Here is a 17324-nt window from a genome sequence, read left to right as displayed (position 1 = left end):
GCTGCAGTGGCGCAAGCCGAAAGGATGTTCTCGGGTTCTGCGCGTCAACTCAGCAAACGCAGGGTGAGCGGGTAGTGGTAGACCTCGCCGTTGCTGGCCTTGATGGCCGCGATCACGCAGAATATTAAATTCCCTATAAAAATCAGCGGGAAAATGAACAGGCCTATCAGGAATGCGCTGAGAATGCTGGCTACCACACAGGCAATCAATACCGTGATCTGGAAATTCAGCGCCTCTCTGCTTTGCTGCACCAGCCAGGCGGAGCCGCTGTCCTTTTTGAGGAGATAGACGATGAGCGACGGGATGAACCCGAAGATGATACCGCCGGCGTGGGTGAGCGCAGCGATATTGCGATCGTCCTTACTGACTGATTCAACGAGGTCATTGCTGTCCATGTTCACGCTCCCTGTAGGGTGATGGATTTTGCCCGGGGTTGCCGGGTGGCGTTCCAGTCTGTGTGGCCCGTGCTCACTATCATACTGAATTTTTTGTCAAAGAATAGCCTTTTGATCAAAGCCGTCAGCAAGAATGAGATGGAGGATATTGCCGGATATGGCCGCCAGCGGTTGCACGACTTCGACACGCCGTGGTGCGCGGTAGCGCACCGCGTCGTAACAAGGCCAATGCGAGTTTTCTGCGTTGGCTTTTTTTGGTGGGTGAGCTGGATTGCGGGTCCCTTGCGCAATCAGGGGCAGCATGATATACAATGAAACGTAATGTTTATCTTGCCGCAACCTATCGGAGAATATCATGCAGGTATCCAAGTGGGGCAACAGTCTGGCCGTCCGTATACCAACCTCCGTGGTAGAGGCGCTGGGTATCAAAGAGGGTGACGACATTGAGGTTGAGGTCGTGGGCGAACGCCGTTTTCAGATTCAACGAACGCCTCAAGCGGAAGAGTTGTTGGCCAGGTTAAGGCGTTATCGAGGGAGGCTCCCTGCCGATTTCAGGTTCGACCGGTTGGAAGCGCATGGCGAGCGGTAAGGCGTTCTTCGACACGAACGTGCTGCTTTATCTGCTTTCGGCGGACACGGCCAAGGCAGATGTTGCAGAAGGCATCATGGTGAATGGTGGTGTGATCAGTGCCCAGGTGTTGAACGAATTTGCTTCCGTTGCCCAGCGCAAGATGGGCATGTCTTTTCTGGAAATCAGAGAGGTGCTGACCCCCATTCATCGAATTTGCGATGTCGCGCATCTTACCCTGGATACGCACATTCATGGCCTCAGGATTGCGGAGCGATACAAATACAATGTTTGGGATGCAATGATTGTCGCATCGGCCCTGTTGGCTGATTGCGCCGTTCTTTACACGGAGGATATGCACCACGGCCAGATCCTCGAAGACCGCTTGCAACTGATCAATCCATTTTTGCGGGCCGACGAGTGATTGTTCTAGGAATGCGCTATTCTCTCAGAGACACACCTTTTCCGGGATGATGCTTTATTGTCCGTTAACAGCAACTCTGACGCTTGTGGAGCCGAAACCGTTCTAGCTTTTTGCGCCAAGGATACACGAATCCATAATATGTCTAGCTTCTTTATGTGGAACGCTGAGGGCGCTTCCGATATAGTTAATGGCATCATGAGCATTGGCAATCGGCAATCGGCGCAAAATGGTTCCACCGAGAAGGAAAGAAGGCCCTGATTCCAGGCGCATTTTGAGTGTGGCGCCGCGATAGGTGACGGTATCCTCTCCGGGGATAATGGGACCCATGGCCAAAGTCAACGCGCCCCCTGCAGACTCCGCTTCCATGTGCGACACGGTGGGTTTGCCCTGATAGAGAGAAACATGGCATGCATGTTTTTTGCCGACGAACAAGATATTGTCAGGTTTCACCGTTTTGATCTGGTAAAGTGGCATGAACTTACTATTCATCCTAGTCTGTACCAGTTCCCAAGCGCCTAATGCCGAGTTTTTTGTGCTGGTTTTGTATGGGTATGGCTGATGTTCGATTATGCCGCATCCGGCGACCGTGGCGGCTATGGCTAAAGATGCGGCGAGTTTTTGATCTTTGGCACGTAATATCCTCAAAAATGGTATGATTTTGCCCTGCTTTTTTGGTCTTGGCAATAGTTTGGATGCTGGGTTGCGGCCCCCATTCCCTATACAGCCGCCAGCAGTTGCACGACTTCGACACGCCGTGGTGCGCGGGTAGCGCACCGCGTCGTAACAAGGCCAATGCGGGTTTTCTGCGTTGGCTTTTGGATGACTAACGTCTGAAGCAAGAGGCATCAGGTTAATAGCAACGGCGTGTCCGGCGAGAAGTCTGAAGCTCCCCACGGCGTTGGCAGGATCGCATGAGACACACTTGGCTACTCAGGATTGCCGCCTTGCCAGGCGCGCACAATATGTTTATACTTTTGTATAAACAAACGAAAGGGGTATTTCCATGGGAACTCGGCTCATCATAAAGAAATGGGGTAATAACTTGGGCGTTAGGCTGCCCGCTACCATTGCCAGCGAAGCTCGACTCCATGCGGATCAGGAGGTAAGGCTTTTCGTTGAGCATGGACGTGTTATCGTCGAGCCAGTCGGCACAATCGCCGATTTGACGCTGGAGGATCGTCTCAACCTCTTTGATCCCGCCTTACATGGTGGCGAGGTCATGGCGGCTGAGCCGGTTGGTGCTGAATTGTGGTGACGCCAGTGGGCTGGGTGCCAAACCGGCAGGAAATCCTATGGATCGACTGCAGCCCTCATGCCGGGAGGGAAATGCGGGACCGTCACCCCTTTCTGGTGTTGTCGCCAAAAGCGTTCAACGACCGAACCTCTCTGGTTATCGGCTTGCCTATGACCACGGCTGAATACAACGCCACCAATCCGTTTGCGGTATCTGTTGGTGCGGCATCGGGGCGCAAAGCGGGTAAAACCAGCTATGTCCTTTGCCATCAGCCAAAATCCTTTGACTGGCGCGCGAGAAAGGCCGCTCCTCATCCGCACGGGAACCTCCCTGAATCCCTGTTCAGGCAGGTGTGCAGCATACTGGATCAGATCATCGGGTTAACGCCATCCGCGTCGTGATACCAAAAAACCAACAAAATAACCGAGAAAATCATGCAAAGGGCAATGCCTGATGGTGTACCATCAACACCAAGTCCTGCCCCTCAAAACCGCACGTCAGGATTGGGGTTTATTCTATCCTAACCAGCGCCGAAAAGGTTTTTCCAAGACACTCATAAGAATCACCCACGCGGTCAGCCGTTGGATAAGGCAGAAATGATCTACTTGAATATCTATTGGTCCGATTTTTCTTGTGGTACTGTGGCAAACTCAAAGTGGTGAGGGGCCGGCTTAAAATCTGCCGTCACATCTCCTGAATAAACCTGGCTATTTCCCATCGGTAATTGTAGGATAGGAGCTCCTTTTTTCAGGTCTGCTTTATTCAGATCCACCCAGAAAGTACTCATGCTAGTAACAGAATTGTAATAGTAGCGCAACCCCGTCTGGTCCGCCACTACGCGCCATCGGGTAGAAGAAATGTGCGGCTGATCTGGTGTCGAAATGCCTATGGGTACGGAAATATTGTTCAAAACACTCATGACTTCTGCCACACCTTGCAATTGATGGGCAGTTTTGGGAATGGCGTGAATATAAAAGGCTGCTCTGGCGAAGCGATCGGCAGGACGATTGGTCCCTGGCAAGAATGTGGTTCCGCCAATCTGGCTCCAGTATTTCTGAATAGCCAATTGTTCAGAATATTCTGGGTCATTAGTCATAACCTGGTAATCGCGACCTTCATGAATGACGACCTTGCCATTGATATATTCAAAAATAGCGCTATTACCCTGTGCGTCAGATAAGGATAGATGTAGCGTTGTATAACGATTGCTTCCCGGCATGCGGTCTGAAACAACGCAAAATGGATGAGACTTAAACGCCGCAACTGCTTCCTTGACCGTGGCAAAATTATCCAGAAAATATTGTGCCCAGGCGGCCAAGCTCAGACGTGGCTCATTACCACAGTCATCCGGATACTTGCTACCGGCTAACCAGAGCATATTGGCAACCAGTCCTTTCTGGTTCATGCCGTCGCTCACGGCAGAGTCCATTGATGTCACCACGACACTTCCGTATTTAGAGGTCCAGCGGATGGAGTTGGGACCAGCTCCCCCATCATAGGACAGGCCTCGAGGGAAAATCCACAAACGTGAATGCATGGGTTCCTTCCAGTCCATGGTTCGACCGGTGATCACCAGCCCGTCATTGCCGTGGTATACGACGCGGGTGCAGGCATCTGCAGCAGTGACGGTCGAGAGCAGTGTGGCGGCTACACCAAAGACGACCCTCTGCAGGCTTATTCTCATGGTCATTCTCCTATGCAGTTCACTAACATATGACATCATATACTAGATTTCCATAATAATTTGTTTTTCAGCCGGATAGAACTGTGGGTATTGGTGTTTCCTCCCTCGGTCCCTTCTCGTTGGCAGAATGATTGCCACCGATGGGCCGGACCTTTAGCATAGACCCATGCCCGACATCCTCAGCGACAAACAGCGCCAGTTCCTGCAACTTTTGCGCATGCCCGTGCCCGGCGATCCGCCGCCGGAGCTGGCGCAGGCCAAAACGACGGCAACCGCCGCTGATGCCGCAGCGAACCGATCTGTACCTGCGCCATCAGCGTCGGAGTTTGTTCCGACGCCCCTTGTGGAGACGTCCGTGCCGCGCCCGCCCCCCGTCGAAGAACAGCCCCCGGTAGCAGGTAGCGTAGCACCAGGCACGGCACTCCCATCCTCAGGGACCGCCCCCATTCCGGTCAGCGGCACACCGCCGCCGGTACCTGCTGATCAGGCCAGCGTCACTGCGGTGGAGGCGCATCGCACCGCCCGCATCGCCACCCTGGACTGGCGTGACCTCAGTAACATGGTCAGTACCTGTCAGGCCTGCCCCTTGGGCCAAACCCGCAAACATGCCGTATTCGGTGCGGGCAACCCGCACGGGTCCTGGCTCTTTGTCGGCGAGGCGCCGGGCGCGGAAGAAGACCGCCGCGGCGAAGCCTTTGTGGGTCGTGCCGGTCAACTCCTCGACAACATGCTCCAGGCCATGGGCCTGAGTCGCGACAAAGACGCCTACATTGCCAATATCCTCAAATGCCGCCCCCCCAACAACCGTGATCCGCTGGGTCCGGAAGTGCATGCCTGCACGCCCTATCTGCAGCGCCAGATCGCGCTTTTACAGCCGCGTGTGATCGTTGCCCTGGGACGCTTTGCTGCGCAGGGCTTGCTTCAGGTGAATACGCCGCTCAGCCAACTGCGTGGCACCACCCAGCACTTCCAAGGCATTCCCCTGATTGTCACCTACCACCCCGCCTATCTGTTGCGTAACCCCATCGACAAGCGCAAGGTCTGGGAGGATCTGAAGCGGGCGTTGGGGGTGTTTGCGGAGTTGCAGAAATAACGGATCATTGTCTCGTTGTTAGGTCCGTCTGGGGTCTGGAATGGCCATATTCCTAACTGTCTGGGGGCTTCTATGGGTCCACCATAGGCCACAGCCACTAAAATTAGAGGCCATATAGTTGGGTGAATGGACGGTATGCAGCGTAAGCAGACGTCCGGATTCTTGGTGTGGTTGGTGGCGCGGCCCATTTTGGGAAGAGCCTGTCCTCGCTGTGACGCTGCAGGGGTGGCGACGCCAGGCGAGGGCTATCAGGTCCATCAGACGGGATGCCTCTACTGGAGCCCCCCAGAAAGGACGTTGCGAAGCGCCCCAAAATGGCCCAAGCTTAGGCCTGTTTGAGACCCCGATTTAGGCACTTTGAAATGGCGCCATTACGCCGACCTTCGGTGGCGCCATATTGCCGGCCCGTGACACTGGTACTTGCGCCGCGTCCTGTCCCGCGGGTCTCCAATAGCCTGGATATGGGTTTTTGCCTAGAGGCGCTGCAGGACGCGTTGCACCGTTACGGTCTGCCGGAGATCTTCAACACCGATCAGGGCGCCCAGTTCACCTCCGAGGCCTTTCTCGGGAAGCTCAAGGGGCATGGGATTCGGATCAGCATGGACGGCAAAGGAAGGGCCCTGGACAACGTCTTGGTGAAACGGGCCTAGCGGACGGTGAAGTACGAGCACATCTACCTGAACCCGGCGGACAACGGCATGGCGTTCAGGTGCGGCCTCAAGGCCTATTTCACTTGGTACAACGCTCAACGCCCCGATTCCGCCTTGGGTGACAGGACCCCGGATGCCGTCTATGCTGCAGGCATTTAACGGCAGGCAGCCTGACCTGCAAATTCTATCGTCCAGAGATTATTCCCCCTTTCAGGCTGCCCAACTCACAGGGGCCACCTCGATATTAAATAAATCCAAGAGTTACATGAATAATCCGATAGGCTCCTAGGCTCCTAGGCTCCACCTGCACCGGATCTCCCCGGCTTCCTATCAATCGTCAAGAATCACCGAGACAGTGTAAGACAACGGGTTTTTTCCTCTGCCCGGAAGTTGTATTGTGTGTCAAGCTTGGCACGGGCGAAACCTATTTGCGGGGGGTACATGACTAACTTTGAGCAACAACCGTTCGGCGATGCAGAATTTCTCGACAACCCGCAGGCGCGATGCCCGTGTATCCTACTTCTTGACGTTTCTGCATCAATGTTGGGCGCACCCATTGACCAGTTGAACGAGGGGTTGCGCCATCTGCAAGAGGAAATCCAGAGCGATAGTCTTGCCGCCAAACGTGTTGAATTTGCCATCGTGACCTTCGGCCCTGTCAACACGGAAATGGTTTTTACCAGCGCCACCAATTTCTTTCCGCCGCATTTGTCCACACAGGGCAACACGCCCATGGGCGAAGCTATCGAAACCGCTTTGCGTATGCTGCGTGAGCGCAAGGACCGCTACCGCGCCAACGGCGTCAGCTTCTATCGTCCGTGGGTCTTCCTCATTACCGATGGCGCACCGACCGACGACTGGAGAAACGCAGCCCAACAAATACGGGAAGGCGAAACGTCAAAAGCCTTTATGTTCTATGCAATCGGCGTGGAAGGCGCGAACCTCGAAACCCTCGCGCAAATCTCCGTCCGCCAGCCCCTCAAGCTCAAGGGACTCCAGTTCAAGGAGTTCTTCCAATGGCTTTCCAACTCGCTGGGCGCAATGTCCCGGTCCAATCCGGGCGATCAGGTTCCGCTTGAGAACCCCATCGCGCCGGATGGTTGGGCAACCGCCGGATAACTCTTTATGGAGTGGTGTTACGCGGCCGCGTCCGTGGTCGGTCTGTCACACATTCGCACCGGGACCAGACTTCAGGACGCCAAGCATTGCTTTGTTGCCAGCGGTACCGACGGTCGGCGGGTGCTTTTCGCCGTGGTTGCCGACGGGGCGGGATCGGCCAACTTCGGCGGACAGGGCGCATCCATCATATGCCGCACTCTTGCCAGCCAAGCCCGAAGCGCGTTGCGCGACGCAGCGGAGCTGCCGGATGACGAAACGATCTGGACATGGCTGGATATTGCCCGTGACCGAATACAACGGGCCGCGAAGAAGCGTGAACTGACCTCGAGAGATTTCGCCACAACGCTGGTTCTGTTCATGGCGTCGCCGGAGGCCGTCGTCACGGCGCACATAGGCGACGGCGCAATCGTCGTCCGCGACAGGGACAATGCCCTTTGGAGGGTCCTTAGCAAACCGCATCACGGCGAATACGCATCGACTACCTATTTCGTTACGGATGACCCGCAGCCAACCTTGCGCATCGGCAGGTGTCCCAACCAGTTCAATGCCATCGCGGTCTTTTCTGACGGTATCGAAAACCTTGTCCTCGACAGCGTTACCGGTGCAGCGTCAGCCGCATTTTTCACACCGATGGCAAAACCGCTGGACACCTCGACCGCCACCGGCAGGGATTGCGCGTTGAGCCGAAGCCTTGCCTCCTTCCTTGCCAGCGACCGCCTCAATGAACGGACGGACGACGACAAGACCTTGATTGTCGCGGTACTGAAATGAAGACCGCCAAGCTGTTCGTAGGTAGCCACGAACTGCACATTGAAAAGCGCATCGGCAAAGGCGGCGAAGGAGAGGTGTTCGCCATCAGCAATATGCCGGGTTTTGCGGTGAAGACCTATCTGCCCGGCATCGTCGCAGAACGCGAAAAGAAAATTCGCGCAATGGTCAGCACACGACTTGCCGACAACGCGCCTCTCGTCGCCTTTCCCCACCAGATCGCCGTTGACGGGCGTGGAACCTTTGTCGGATTCGTAATGCGCCTTGTCGAGAAGCACAAGGAAATCCACGAGCTTCAAACTCCGTCGTCACGGCAAAAGCATTTCCCCAAAGCAGATTATGCCTTCATTGTGCGCGTCGCGCTAAATATCGCCCGCGTGTTCGCACAAGTCCATGCCACGGGCTGCGTGGTTGGCGACATTAATCAGCGTGGGATTCTCGTATCCCCAACTGCTACCGTTGCGCTGATCGACGCCGACAGCTTTCAGGTTAGCGACGGCGCGCAACGCTATCTGTGCGTCGTCGGCGTTCCCGAATACACGCCTCCCGAATTGCAGGGGAAATCCCTGAAAACCATCGTTCGTACCACTGACCACGATGCTTTCGGGCTGGCTGTGTGCCTATTCCAGCTACTTTGCATGGACCGGCATCCGTTTTCTGGCCGATTTACGGGCCATGGGGACATGCCGCTGGAAAAGGCCATCTTGGAATACCGCTTCGCCTATTCCTCCCGAAACACTGGCATGATTCCGCCTCCTGGCACCGTTCGGCTTGATGACTTTACCCCGAAGATCGCCAGCTATTTTGAGTTGGCCTTCTCTCCCAGCCATGTCGGGAAACGCCCGTCCGCGCCAGCATGGGTTGAAGCTCTTGGCGAACTGGAATCCGCCTTGCGGGTTTGCAGCCGCAATAAACTCCATCGCTATGCCCGGAACGCCAAGGAATGTCCGTGGTGCCGGATGGAAAACGAATATGGCCGCCCCCTGTTTCTGGATACGGACCTCACCAACGTCCACGTCCCGAATGGTCGTCTGGACCTGGCGGCAGGGCTTGTCTTGGACATTCCTGCGCTCCTCTCTGCGATCAACGGCGTCGCCATCCCGTCCTCCATATCCATCCCCATCCCTCAGGTGCCGGGCACGCCCAAGCCAAGTCGGGGGGCAAGCGAAGCTCGGTCAAAAAAGAGGTTCGCCCCGCTCTCCAGAATTGCCGGGGTCGGCATCATGTTCGGCGCAGCCTATGCGTTCGCATCCGATGTCCCCGTTCTTATCGCTCTGGGCATCGCCGGTTTCGGCGGCTGGCTTATGTTCCGCTCATCCTCCCCGGCAGATGGTTTGCTGGCAGAACATCGAAAAGCCACCAATGCCGTATCATCGCATATTGAGCAGCTTCAACGTACAAGTCCCATTGAGCAAGTGTTGCGGAAGAAGGCGGAGGCGCTGGATGCCATTGACGAGTTCAAGCAACTCGCATCGGCCTTCAGAAACATCCGAAGCGAGTATGAGAAACACAGGCGGCAGAAGCAGCTAGACGATCACCTCTCACAATTTCCTATCCGGCGCGCGCGCATCCCCAAGGTTAGTTCTGGTGATATTGCCCAACTCGCGTCCTACGGTTTCACTACTGCGTTCGACGCAAGGCGGCGCGACGTGCAGCAGGTCCGCGGCATCGGCCCGGTCAAGGCTTCCAACATCGCTGCATGGATTCGGCGTGCGGAGGCCAAATTCCAATTTCAGAGCGCCTATACGCCAGAAGATCAGCGCGATATCCAGAAAGCGCAGAATGAAATCATCACGAAGCAGCAGGGTCTTGAGGAGCGCCTCAAGAGGTTGGTCGGTGAGTTTCGTCAGGAAGCGCAGGGCTTTGAACGATGGAAAACAAGCCACGATCCTGAATTGACTCGGCTAGCCCAGCAACTCGCCCAAGCGGAAGCAGACCTGTCGCACCTAGGGGTTCCGGTGCCCTCCCGACCCAATGTTACGCCGCTGCCGGTGCTCCCGGTTTCAACATTTCAGCGCGGCGGGCGGCCAACAAACTTCGGAGCGACATCCATCGCCGGGACGCAGGCTACTCCCTCTCCGACCCAACCGCATGCGGTCACTTGCCCATAATGCGGTAGCCGGATGGTGCGACGGACCGCCCGCAGAGGCTCCCGCGCAGGCAGGCCATTTTGGGGTTGTTCACGCTATCCAAGCTGCACGGGAACCCGGCCAATCTAGGGCGAAGACCATCCTCCGCGTCGAAGGGATGCCTCCGGCCCTTCTACCCCGCTTTGCCAGCTTTGCGCGGCGAGCCGCGCCAGTGGCATCTTGTGCATGATAGACAGGCAACTAAGTGACACTGCGGGCGTCTGCCCTTTTATAGACCTCATTACGCTAGCGCTGACCTACCGCGACGACCACGATCAAAATGTCAGCGTCTTTGACTTCATAAAACCAGCCGATACCCGACACCCCGCAGCTTGATCTTGTAGCGGTCCTTGTGACCCGAAAGATGGGCAGAGGGAACACGCGGCGTTTAGCATCGTTTGGCCAGCTTTTTCTTGCGTTCCGTTCTCTTATAAACCACACTCTTCTGATAACATCCCAATACGATTGATACTACCCTGTGAAAATTCTGCTGTATGCAAAAAGAGGTTGACTAGCAACCATGAGGTAGTGGTGAAGGGAGAAATGCCTGTAGTGTGCAAAAAGTGATTGACTGGAAACATTCTCAATATATGCCGTTCTGTGCAGAACAGGGTTGAACAAGCGGTCGTGGCACGGTGATCAAATTCTCTGCCTAGTGGTTAATCATGCCCGACCTGCGGATGCGAATGACCGGGTCGCAGCGTAACCTGCCGTTCAACTTTCGACGGGAGCGATCGAAGAAATCTGATGATCTTGGCATCCGTGATGCAGAAGATTCATTTCTGCTAGCAAGGCACGCTAAAACGATCGACCAATAATTCGGCTTCACCATATCAGATTCTAGAGTTATATAAATAAACAGATATCCGCCACAGCAGCCATCGGCAACATCGTTGCAGCACCGCCCCACTCATTTATTTCATCAATGAACTCATGCCGTTTATAGCCAAAAAGATCAACGGTCATTTGGCAGGCGACAATGTGGACATCCGCCTCAATAGCCAGGGCGCGCAACTCTGCAATGGTTGCCACACCTTTTTTCTTTAGAGTCTCTTCAAACATCGCCCTGGTCATCGCTTCGAAACCAGGCATGTTGCCCATTATAGCGTTCGGAATATTCCATTTTATATCACGAAACCATGCTGGCCCGCTCGCCATTTTCATGGGCATAGCTGGGTTCCCTATTGGCGTTATGCCAATAGATAGCTTTTTTCTAAGCAACTCCAATCCATAGAAGCTAAAGAATATAGTGACGTCCCACCCCATTGCTGCGGCGGTGGTGGCGAGAATGAATGGCGGATATGCCCAATCCATAGTCCCTTTTGTTGCGATAACCACCATTGAGCGTGTGCGGGATGCCTCTCGATCATCCATGGCCATCGTGAATTTTTCATTAAACCATTGATCAAAGGTTTCCTTTGATATCGTAATAGTGTCAGAGCCATTCAAGCGTTCATCTAGTTGTGCCATTAATTTATCCTCATAAGTTCTGGCTTGTAAGTTGAATATGAATCATATATTGTTTCCTAAGAATCGATAATGCATTGGCTTGTTGAATCACTTTCTCCGTGAGGTTAATAATATGCTCGTTGAAAACATTTCTGATCTAACAATCTTTGTACATGCAGCAAAGGCCGGAAATTTTTCTACTGCAGGCAGAGAGTTAGGCTTTTCTGCTGCGGTTGTTAGCAAGCGATTACAGCGCCTTGAAGACCAGTTATCAGTCCGGCTGTTCAATCGTTCGACAAGGAAGGTAGGGCTGACTGACGAGGGGGCAGAGTATTACGATTATTGTATTCGTGTGCTATCTGACCTTGAAGAAGCTGAGTCATTGATAACTGTTGGAAGTCGCCAACCAAAGGGCACCCTTCGTGTAACTGTTCCTGCCGCATTTGGAAGATTACATATTGCACCTTTAGTCCCAGTGTTTTTGCGCCGACATCCCGACCTGCATCTTTGCCTACATCTATCGGATAATGTCGTAGATATTATTGAGGAACGGTATGATGTAGCAGTCCGCATAGGGGAAATGAAAGATTCTAACCTCGTAGCCAGGAATCTATGTGTTGACAAACGCTTAGTCGTTGCAACACCTTCATATATAGCAAAATATGGTGCACCTGAGCAGCCTGACGATCTAATAAAACATAACGCCTTACTCTTCGCTCATTCTACCACCTCAAACCTATGGAGATTTAGTGACAAGTTTGGGAAGCAACATTCCGTGAGGGTATCCGGTAACTTCGAAACAAATAATTGCGACGCCTTGCGAGAGGCTATCTTGGCGGACATCGGTATTGCACTTCGCCCTACCTGGGATATATGGAGGGATATTTTATCTGGAAGAATGATAGCTTTATTGAGGGATTATGTGCCGTATTCGTTTGATGTAAAAGTAGTATATCCAAGTCGCCGCCATTTGCCATCAAAGGTAAGGGTATTTATCGAGCTTCTGGTTGAAACATTCGGTGAGGTGCCATACTGGGATACCAGGAATGAAAGCTAGATGCTTTATCGTATGGAAAATCATTCATGACAGATGCCACCCGCAAAGGACCAAATGTCGACTGTGCAGCGAAAGCTGCCGTCCAGGGACTGACGATTTCCGCTCATAACGCTGTGATCGTGATTATTTATTAGGCATAGAAAGATGGACGAGTAAATAAGCACTCCGACCAGTCGGATCGAGACCAAAAGTGTTCAAATGTCTTCGTTTTATACATCATCAACAGATGAAGTTCTCGCAAGGTTAACGTTCATCGAGTATTCGCAAGATACATCGTTGTCTATTTTTACCATAAATTTGACAATCCCAGGCTCTGTTATAATTATACCATTAACACGATATATACTTCTGTTCATTGTTCTGCCATTAAACTCAATTTTTATTTTATTTCTCATAAACTCATGATCTCCGACATTTATGATAAATTCACCATCCTTTACATCCGTGTCGACATCATCTCTTTCCCACAAACATATAAAACAAACCTTTGCTATGAAGGTTGGGAATGCGACAGCGTTAATATCATCGAGAACACTAAATATACTGCATTGTCCAGTCTGACCGTCTATGCATGCACCTTCTGCCACTAAAGAATATTTAGCGCGTATCATAATTTTACGTCCTCCTTTCAGGAATAATTATATTTCCAAAACCAGTATTATCATACTTAAATGTGCTGTTAACTGCATTCATTGAAATAGTAGAATTTGATGGCTTGGACTTTGCGCATTCTTTTATGTATTCTCCAAATTCTAGTATACCCAAGTCAACATCTTTGACGCTTCCAGAAGTGTCGTCACTAAATAATATAGCAGTAATTACAGCATAGCTTAATGCGATGGTCATCAAATTTTGCTTTGCTTTAGACGTTATTTTGTTATAATACGCGATCATCTCAGACCTGCTTTCTCGGGTAATCATTTCTGTTACGGCCGAACATTTCAGTAAATTATTATATAAAAATGATGGCGTATTTGAAATCGCGTATATGGAAATAACCTCAACTATTTGGCGTCTTCTTATTTTAATCATGGGTTGCACCTATAGTATTCGTAATTAGGTCCGTAGCTTGGAACATCGTGAACAGCATGTATAAATTCACCATGAAGCCCCCACTTACTAAGAACGATAGGTGCAATAAGATTTTGACCGCTTTCTAAAACAATCCCCGAATGATTAACGTCACCGCTACCATCAACATACAAAACAATGTCACCAGGAATTGCGTCTCTCGCATTTTGTATTCTAACATAACCATCATCTGCGATAATATTTCTTATGTCTGTGGATTTAAAAACCTGCGTTCTTCGTGACGCAAATACCATCCCATGACAGTTATATCTCGTTGTTGGTTTTGTGCGAAGCCTAGCATTTGGATGGCTTTGTGTTATGATTGATAATGAATAAATATCTGATTTGATTAATGGTAAGCCCTGCAAGTTATCAATACCCCGCCTTAATGACGTCTCAAGCCTTATTCGTGTTGTCATGACTGCAATCCTATTTTATAAAATCATAGATATAGCTTAACACTGAGGCAATAAGAGCTTGGTCGAACAGTTGCTTACATGCAGAGCGTTCACTGAGTCGAACGTTCAGTAACGCAACTTTATGAATCATTGGCATCCTCGTCTTTATGCCCGACGCGGCACTGAACAGATTTATAGGCCTTATGGATTATTCTGTCGCTGCTGTATCCGTTGTGATGCGTAGAACGCATACAGGCATAAACGATTATATACTCAATGTTGCTACCGCTACCACAGTCCAGAATCACGCCAGAGGCCGTGCTCGTCGCTTTCTGCTACAGGTTGTTCACTGATACGCAGATCGGTGTCCGTCTCGGGGTCGACGTGAACCATCATGCGCCTCTCCAGTACTTCGTCATGCTTGTCCTACAAAGCTTGATGCATATATGCCAGCTCCTGGAAATCATAGTTTATATCAGCAGACCAAATCACCCACTACTGGATCGGTTCCTAAAAACCTGGAGAGCAGGTATCTGGACAATCCAATGTCAGCAATCAGTCTTGACCCGCCCTGCAGGCTGGCCCTGAGCACCACCCATCATCCTCGTCGAAGAGTAATCCAACTCAACGTCTGCTTCCAGTCTGCCGCTGTCCTTCAGAGATGAACGGCGGCAGGGCAGTGTGTGCAGTCATTCCCGTCCAACTTTGGAACGCGTATCATCTACATGAAGTTTCTTCAGGAAGGCGGCTTTTGACACAACGAGGCGTGGTTTGTCGGGAGGATCAGGTACTCTGGTCTGAGGCGCAGATGGCGGACGGTTTTCTCGACCGTTTGCAGGGTTTGCTGGGCAAGGCCGGGCTCTCTGATCAGCAGGGGTTGTTGCTGACTGCTTGCGGGAGTGTACACACCGCAGGTATGCGTTTCCCCATCGATATCATTTTCCTGGATGCCGACCTCAAGGTATTGGCGTGCCATTCGCGTGTCAGGCCATGGCGGTTCAAATCCTGCCGGGGCGCCCGCATGACGCTGGAGGTGGCGGCGGGCGGCATGGAACGTCATGGGGTGGCTTCGGGACAGTGTCTTACGTGGCGGGCTGCATCATTGCGGCCTTGACTGATTTGAATAGGCCAGAGGACTGCAACGGGATTCCGTGGTTCCCCGGATCGGAGGGCCTTTCTGGTATTCTGTGCGGACCTGTACCGTGCCCGTGAAGACGGTCGCTGGACACCGGGGACCGCGAGGTGCCTTTTCCTTGCTCAAGATCAAGGAATGGCTGTAAAAATTGTCCAATAATGCATGGACGTTAGCTTGATTGGGGACCTGTGCCATGTATGTCGTCTTACACCAGTGCCTGCGTGCCGATGCGCTCCCCGCGGCCGAAAGTTTTCTGTATGACGCCGGGCGCCGCGCGGGCGGGATCTAGCGCAATGGCGAGGGATGAGCGTCGGCCGACCTGGGCCTTATTCCTGCTCCTCGGCGTGGTGTTGACGGTGACGCTGCAACTCGTCTCGGGTTTGCTCCTGGCCTTGGGCTGGATCTGGCTTCTGCCCTTCCACATCATCGATGGTCTGGTTGCCGCGCTTTTCCTCGCCGGTGAATGGTCCTGGCTCCTTGGCTATGGCGTGGGTCGGCGGAGTGCGGCGCGGATCTTTCTATTTTCGGCGACGACACGGCGGCGGGTCGCTCGCCAGTGGCGCAATTTGGGGCGCGATGGCACTCCCCTGCGCGAGGGGTTGGACGCCGCCGTGGCGGGGATCTTTCTGCTCCTGGCGAGTGTCACCGTGATCCTGGGTATTTTGCTGTGGCGGGGAGCGGGAGATCTTTTGCCCTGGCACCGCACCCTGGCCGCTTTTCTGTTGTTGTTGTGGGTACTGCATCTGGCGTTCAGTATCATCGATCATTGGCCGCGTCGGCGCCGCAACGGCGTGTCTCCATGAGCCAATTCCGGGCAGCCGGTTCGTAAGCTTCCGCGCGCTGTCGCCTTAGTCGGAACAGCGCATGCATTGCACGTCGTAGCGCTTGATCCAGGCCTGGAGCGCCGCGACGGCATCCGGCCCGGTATGGAGGCGCTCCAGGGCCGTGGCCGGATCATCAGGCCGCACCCGTGCGATCCAGGCATCGCCGTAGGGGTCGATGTTGATGAGATGGGGATTTTCCAGCAATGTGTCGTTGCGCGCTACCACCGACCCGGCAAAAGGCACCGGCACGCCGCCGGCCCATTTGCCGCTCTCCAGGGTGGCCACGTGTCGACCGGCCTCCAGGTGGGTGCCCACCTTTTTGATGCGGGCCTTTTGCAAGCGCCCCGACATCGTCTGGGCCGGATCGGTGACGCCGATGGTGAAGGTGCCATCCTCTTCGGGACGTGCCCAGACATAGTCCAGATCATAATGGAGGTCTTCCGGCAACTGACAGCCTTGAAACTCACTCATGCCCTTTCTCCCTTTGTCCATCCGCCATGCGCTGCGCTGCGGCGGCGCCGTGATCCGGCATGGCGTCCGCCAGATGGGGATAGAGTTCCGCCTCCTCCCTGGCGTCATGCTGCTTGAGAATGGTCTGCACCGTGCTCAGGAAGTCGTTGAACTCCTCGGCATCCCGCGCCTCTATGGCCTCGGCCATCTCTTGAAAGAACACCCGCAGGTCCTGATGCCCTTTGCGCAGCAGGGCCGTCAGGGAATGCTCGCCGTCGCCCTCCAGCGCTTCGAATGCGGGAAACAGCATCGTTTCCTCCACGAACATATGTCTCTCCACGATGCCGCGACGAAACTGTTCCAACAGCCCTGCAGCATCTTGCCATCGACTTTCTTGCACGGCGGTAGCGCAGGCTTCCAGAAGCGCATCCAGCCGTTCATGGTCGTGTTGCATGATCTGATCTATGCTACTCACGGTGCTCTCCTTTTGAGTGCGGAACGGGTAAAGCGGTTACAAGGCTCATCATAGCCCAATGTCGCCAGAGAGGTCGGAAATGAAAGTGCAACTGTTGGTGTCGAAATGGTGCCCCACCTGCCCACAGGCAGAAAAAATCTGGGCAGAAGCCGCACAAAAATTACCCATGGACCTGCAGATTCTGGATGTCGCTGAACGGGATGGTCGCGAGGTCGTCAGCCGACTGCGCATCAAAACCGTCCCGGCGGTGGTGGTGGATGGCACTTTGAAAGCCGTGGGCGTCCAGCCGTTAGGTGACGTTTTGAAATTGCTCGGCGCCTGACGCGCTTGGAAGCGGGGCACCGAGGGCGTTGATCGCAGTGAAGGCCCCGACGATGAGAAAGTGACATTGCTCCATGAAG

At 53.4% G+C, this 17324-nt stretch carries 25 protein-coding genes; 15 read left to right on the top strand and 10 right to left on the bottom strand.

The genetic code is table 11. The features are described 5' to 3' along the window. Nucleotides 1-44: 44 nt before the first annotated feature. A complete protein-coding gene (locus tag AFE_RS13265; RefSeq protein WP_012537457.1) occupies nt 45-395 on the bottom strand; it encodes a DUF4870 domain-containing protein in 351 nt (116 codons plus the stop codon). A 96-nt stretch (nt 396-491) separates the two neighbouring features. Then, nucleotides 492-752 (bottom strand): hypothetical protein, encoded by a 261-nt coding sequence (locus AFE_RS13260; protein WP_012607558.1) that lies wholly within the window; start codon nt 750-752, stop codon nt 492-494. On the opposite strand from AFE_RS13260, the gene AFE_RS13255 reads away from it, so the two are divergent. Then, entirely contained in the window at nt 751-984 is a 234-nt protein-coding gene (locus tag AFE_RS13255; protein ID WP_009560865.1) for an AbrB/MazE/SpoVT family DNA-binding domain-containing protein, read from the top strand. The genes AFE_RS13260 and AFE_RS13255 overlap by 2 nt on opposite strands. Further along, entirely contained in the window at nt 971-1387 is a 417-nt protein-coding gene (locus AFE_RS13250) for a PIN domain-containing protein (RefSeq protein ID WP_012537455.1), read from the top strand. Before AFE_RS13255 ends, AFE_RS13250 begins: the two co-directional genes overlap by 14 nt. Before the next feature lie 102 nt (nt 1388-1489). Here the strand turns inward: AFE_RS13250 and AFE_RS16255 are convergent, their stop codons facing one another. Continuing rightward, complete coding sequence (locus AFE_RS16255) at nt 1490-2071, bottom strand: hypothetical protein (RefSeq protein WP_146235847.1); 582 nt, start codon at nt 2069-2071, stop codon at nt 1490-1492. A 319-nt stretch (nt 2072-2390) separates the two neighbouring features. Here AFE_RS16255 and AFE_RS13240 point away from each other — a divergent pair, with 319 nt between their 5' ends. Further along, nucleotides 2391-2642, top strand: coding sequence for an AbrB/MazE/SpoVT family DNA-binding domain-containing protein (locus AFE_RS13240; protein WP_012537453.1), 252 nt, complete (start codon nt 2391-2393; stop codon nt 2640-2642). Continuing rightward, the gene (locus AFE_RS15855; protein ID WP_307871268.1) at nt 2636-3022 is read left to right on the top strand and encodes a type II toxin-antitoxin system PemK/MazF family toxin; all 387 of its coding nucleotides are present in this window, start codon (nt 2636-2638) and stop codon (nt 3020-3022) included. Before AFE_RS13240 ends, AFE_RS15855 begins: the two co-directional genes overlap by 7 nt. Nucleotides 3023-3234: 212 nt before the next feature. Here the strand turns inward: AFE_RS15855 and AFE_RS13235 are convergent, their stop codons facing one another. Next, a complete protein-coding gene (locus AFE_RS13235; RefSeq protein ID WP_012537451.1) occupies nt 3235-4305 on the bottom strand; it encodes a linear amide C-N hydrolase in 1071 nt (356 codons plus the stop codon). A gap of 166 nt (nt 4306-4471) precedes the next feature. On the opposite strand from AFE_RS13235, the gene AFE_RS13230 reads away from it, so the two are divergent. The 7 genes from AFE_RS13230 (at nt 4472) to AFE_RS17015 (ending at nt 10154) form a co-directional block, all read left to right on the top strand. Further along, the gene (locus AFE_RS13230) at nt 4472-5398 is read left to right on the top strand and encodes a uracil-DNA glycosylase (protein ID WP_012537450.1); all 927 of its coding nucleotides are present in this window, start codon (nt 4472-4474) and stop codon (nt 5396-5398) included. Nucleotides 5399-5760: 362 nt separating this feature from the next. Beyond that, nucleotides 5761-6048, top strand: a complete 288-nt coding sequence (locus AFE_RS15395) for a DDE-type integrase/transposase/recombinase (protein WP_012537449.1) — start codon at nt 5761-5763, stop codon at nt 6046-6048. Nucleotides 6049-6054: 6 nt separating this feature from the next. Further along, entirely contained in the window at nt 6055-6207 is a 153-nt protein-coding gene (locus AFE_RS17135; RefSeq protein ID WP_009566804.1) for an integrase core domain-containing protein, read from the top strand. A gap of 282 nt (nt 6208-6489) precedes the next feature. Then, nucleotides 6490-7167: a vWA domain-containing protein gene (locus tag AFE_RS13220; RefSeq protein ID WP_012537447.1), complete on the top strand. Its 678-nt coding sequence runs from the start codon at nt 6490-6492 to the stop codon at nt 7165-7167. A 6-nt stretch (nt 7168-7173) separates the two neighbouring features. Next, the gene (locus AFE_RS13215) at nt 7174-7938 is read left to right on the top strand and encodes a PP2C family serine/threonine-protein phosphatase (protein WP_012537446.1); all 765 of its coding nucleotides are present in this window, start codon (nt 7174-7176) and stop codon (nt 7936-7938) included. Beyond that, entirely contained in the window at nt 7935-10046 is a 2112-nt protein-coding gene (locus AFE_RS13210; RefSeq protein ID WP_012607555.1) for a helix-hairpin-helix domain-containing protein, read from the top strand. The genes AFE_RS13215 and AFE_RS13210 overlap by 4 nt, the downstream gene beginning before the upstream one ends. A 12-nt stretch (nt 10047-10058) precedes the next feature. After that, complete coding sequence (locus tag AFE_RS17015) at nt 10059-10154, top strand: hypothetical protein (RefSeq protein ID WP_245451231.1); 96 nt, start codon at nt 10059-10061, stop codon at nt 10152-10154. 756 nt (nt 10155-10910) lie between these two features. Here the strand turns inward: AFE_RS17015 and AFE_RS13205 are convergent. Further along, nucleotides 10911-11534 (bottom strand): DsrE/DsrF/DrsH-like family protein, encoded by a 624-nt coding sequence (locus AFE_RS13205; protein WP_009562368.1) that lies wholly within the window; start codon nt 11532-11534, stop codon nt 10911-10913. A gap of 112 nt (nt 11535-11646) precedes the next feature. Between AFE_RS13205 and AFE_RS15840 the strand changes: the two genes are divergently transcribed. Next, nucleotides 11647-12570, top strand: coding sequence for a LysR family transcriptional regulator (locus AFE_RS15840; protein WP_009562369.1), 924 nt, complete (start codon nt 11647-11649; stop codon nt 12568-12570). A gap of 209 nt (nt 12571-12779) precedes the next feature. On the opposite strand, the gene AFE_RS16630 is transcribed toward AFE_RS15840, so the two are convergent. From AFE_RS16630 to AFE_RS16245, 3 genes are read right to left on the bottom strand one after another with little or no spacing between them, the layout of a single operon-like run. Beyond that, on the bottom strand, nt 12780-13181 hold the full coding sequence (locus AFE_RS16630; protein ID WP_041646608.1) for a DUF6941 family protein: 402 nt from the start codon (nt 13179-13181) through the stop codon (nt 12780-12782). A 4-nt stretch (nt 13182-13185) separates the two neighbouring features. Beyond that, the gene (locus tag AFE_RS16250) at nt 13186-13602 is read right to left on the bottom strand and encodes a hypothetical protein (protein ID WP_146235846.1); all 417 of its coding nucleotides are present in this window, start codon (nt 13600-13602) and stop codon (nt 13186-13188) included. Next, on the bottom strand, nt 13599-14060 hold the full coding sequence (locus AFE_RS16245; RefSeq protein WP_148208627.1) for a hypothetical protein: 462 nt from the start codon (nt 14058-14060) through the stop codon (nt 13599-13601). Before AFE_RS16245 ends, AFE_RS16250 begins: the two co-directional genes overlap by 4 nt. A 730-nt stretch (nt 14061-14790) precedes the next feature. Here AFE_RS16245 and AFE_RS13195 point away from each other — a divergent pair. After that, entirely contained in the window at nt 14791-15153 is a 363-nt protein-coding gene (locus AFE_RS13195) for a DUF192 domain-containing protein (RefSeq protein WP_041646595.1), read from the top strand. Nucleotides 15154-15467: 314 nt separating this feature from the next. Then, on the top strand, nt 15468-15977 hold the full coding sequence (locus AFE_RS13190; protein WP_009562376.1) for a hypothetical protein: 510 nt from the start codon (nt 15468-15470) through the stop codon (nt 15975-15977). A gap of 45 nt (nt 15978-16022) precedes the next feature. Here AFE_RS13190 and AFE_RS13185 read toward each other — a convergent pair whose 3' ends face one another. Continuing rightward, nucleotides 16023-16469 (bottom strand): glycine cleavage system protein H, encoded by a 447-nt coding sequence (locus AFE_RS13185; protein ID WP_009562377.1) that lies wholly within the window; start codon nt 16467-16469, stop codon nt 16023-16025. Then, nucleotides 16462-16923 carry a hemerythrin domain-containing protein gene (locus AFE_RS13180; RefSeq protein WP_009562378.1) on the bottom strand — a complete coding sequence of 154 codons (462 nt, stop codon included), beginning with the start codon at nt 16921-16923 and terminating at the stop codon, nt 16462-16464. Before AFE_RS13180 ends, AFE_RS13185 begins: the two co-directional genes overlap by 8 nt. Nucleotides 16924-17002: 79 nt before the next feature. On the opposite strand from AFE_RS13180, the gene AFE_RS13175 reads away from it, so the two are divergent. After that, a complete protein-coding gene (locus tag AFE_RS13175) occupies nt 17003-17245 on the top strand; it encodes a thioredoxin family protein (RefSeq protein WP_012537441.1) in 243 nt (80 codons plus the stop codon). Nucleotides 17246-17324: the final 79 nt, after the last annotated feature.

It is taken from the genome of Acidithiobacillus ferrooxidans ATCC 23270 (assembly GCF_000021485.1).
Lineage (GTDB): Bacteria > Pseudomonadota > Gammaproteobacteria > Acidithiobacillales > Acidithiobacillaceae > Acidithiobacillus > Acidithiobacillus ferrooxidans.
Note: the sequence above shows the minus strand (reverse complement) of the source record. Positions and strands in the feature narration are given on the sequence as shown.

What these genes read in the sequence shown, in the direction of transcription:
- AFE_RS13265 (WP_012537457.1), bottom strand. Translation starts at nt 395, where the DNA reads ATGGACAGCAATGACCTCGTTGAATCAGTCAGTAAGGACGATCGCAAT.
- AFE_RS13255 (WP_009560865.1), top strand. Translation starts at nt 751, where the DNA reads ATGCAGGTATCCAAGTGGGGCAACAGTCTGGCCGTCCGTATACCAACC.
- AFE_RS13260 (WP_012607558.1), bottom strand. Translation starts at nt 752, where the DNA reads ATGATATTCTCCGATAGGTTGCGGCAAGATAAACATTACGTTTCATTG.
- AFE_RS13250 (WP_012537455.1), top strand. Translation starts at nt 971, where the DNA reads ATGGCGAGCGGTAAGGCGTTCTTCGACACGAACGTGCTGCTTTATCTG.
- AFE_RS13240 (WP_012537453.1), top strand. Translation starts at nt 2,391, where the DNA reads ATGGGAACTCGGCTCATCATAAAGAAATGGGGTAATAACTTGGGCGTT.
- AFE_RS13235 (WP_012537451.1), bottom strand. Translation starts at nt 4,305, where the DNA reads ATGAGAATAAGCCTGCAGAGGGTCGTCTTTGGTGTAGCCGCCACACTG.
- AFE_RS13230 (WP_012537450.1), top strand. Translation starts at nt 4,472, where the DNA reads ATGCCCGACATCCTCAGCGACAAACAGCGCCAGTTCCTGCAACTTTTG.
- AFE_RS15395 (WP_012537449.1), top strand. Translation starts at nt 5,761, where the DNA reads ATGGCGCCATTACGCCGACCTTCGGTGGCGCCATATTGCCGGCCCGTG.
- AFE_RS13220 (WP_012537447.1), top strand. Translation starts at nt 6,490, where the DNA reads ATGACTAACTTTGAGCAACAACCGTTCGGCGATGCAGAATTTCTCGAC.
- AFE_RS13215 (WP_012537446.1), top strand. Translation starts at nt 7,174, where the DNA reads ATGGAGTGGTGTTACGCGGCCGCGTCCGTGGTCGGTCTGTCACACATT.
- AFE_RS13210 (WP_012607555.1), top strand. Translation starts at nt 7,935, where the DNA reads ATGAAGACCGCCAAGCTGTTCGTAGGTAGCCACGAACTGCACATTGAA.
- AFE_RS17015 (WP_245451231.1), top strand. Translation starts at nt 10,059, where the DNA reads ATGGTGCGACGGACCGCCCGCAGAGGCTCCCGCGCAGGCAGGCCATTT.
- AFE_RS13205 (WP_009562368.1), bottom strand. Translation starts at nt 11,534, where the DNA reads ATGGCACAACTAGATGAACGCTTGAATGGCTCTGACACTATTACGATA.
- AFE_RS15840 (WP_009562369.1), top strand. Translation starts at nt 11,647, where the DNA reads ATGCTCGTTGAAAACATTTCTGATCTAACAATCTTTGTACATGCAGCA.
- AFE_RS16630 (WP_041646608.1), bottom strand. Translation starts at nt 13,181, where the DNA reads ATGATACGCGCTAAATATTCTTTAGTGGCAGAAGGTGCATGCATAGAC.
- AFE_RS16250 (WP_146235846.1), bottom strand. Translation starts at nt 13,602, where the DNA reads ATGATTAAAATAAGAAGACGCCAAATAGTTGAGGTTATTTCCATATAC.
- AFE_RS16245 (WP_148208627.1), bottom strand. Translation starts at nt 14,060, where the DNA reads ATGACAACACGAATAAGGCTTGAGACGTCATTAAGGCGGGGTATTGAT.
- AFE_RS13190 (WP_009562376.1), top strand. Translation starts at nt 15,468, where the DNA reads ATGGCGAGGGATGAGCGTCGGCCGACCTGGGCCTTATTCCTGCTCCTC.
- AFE_RS13185 (WP_009562377.1), bottom strand. Translation starts at nt 16,469, where the DNA reads ATGAGTGAGTTTCAAGGCTGTCAGTTGCCGGAAGACCTCCATTATGAT.
- AFE_RS13175 (WP_012537441.1), top strand. Translation starts at nt 17,003, where the DNA reads ATGAAAGTGCAACTGTTGGTGTCGAAATGGTGCCCCACCTGCCCACAG.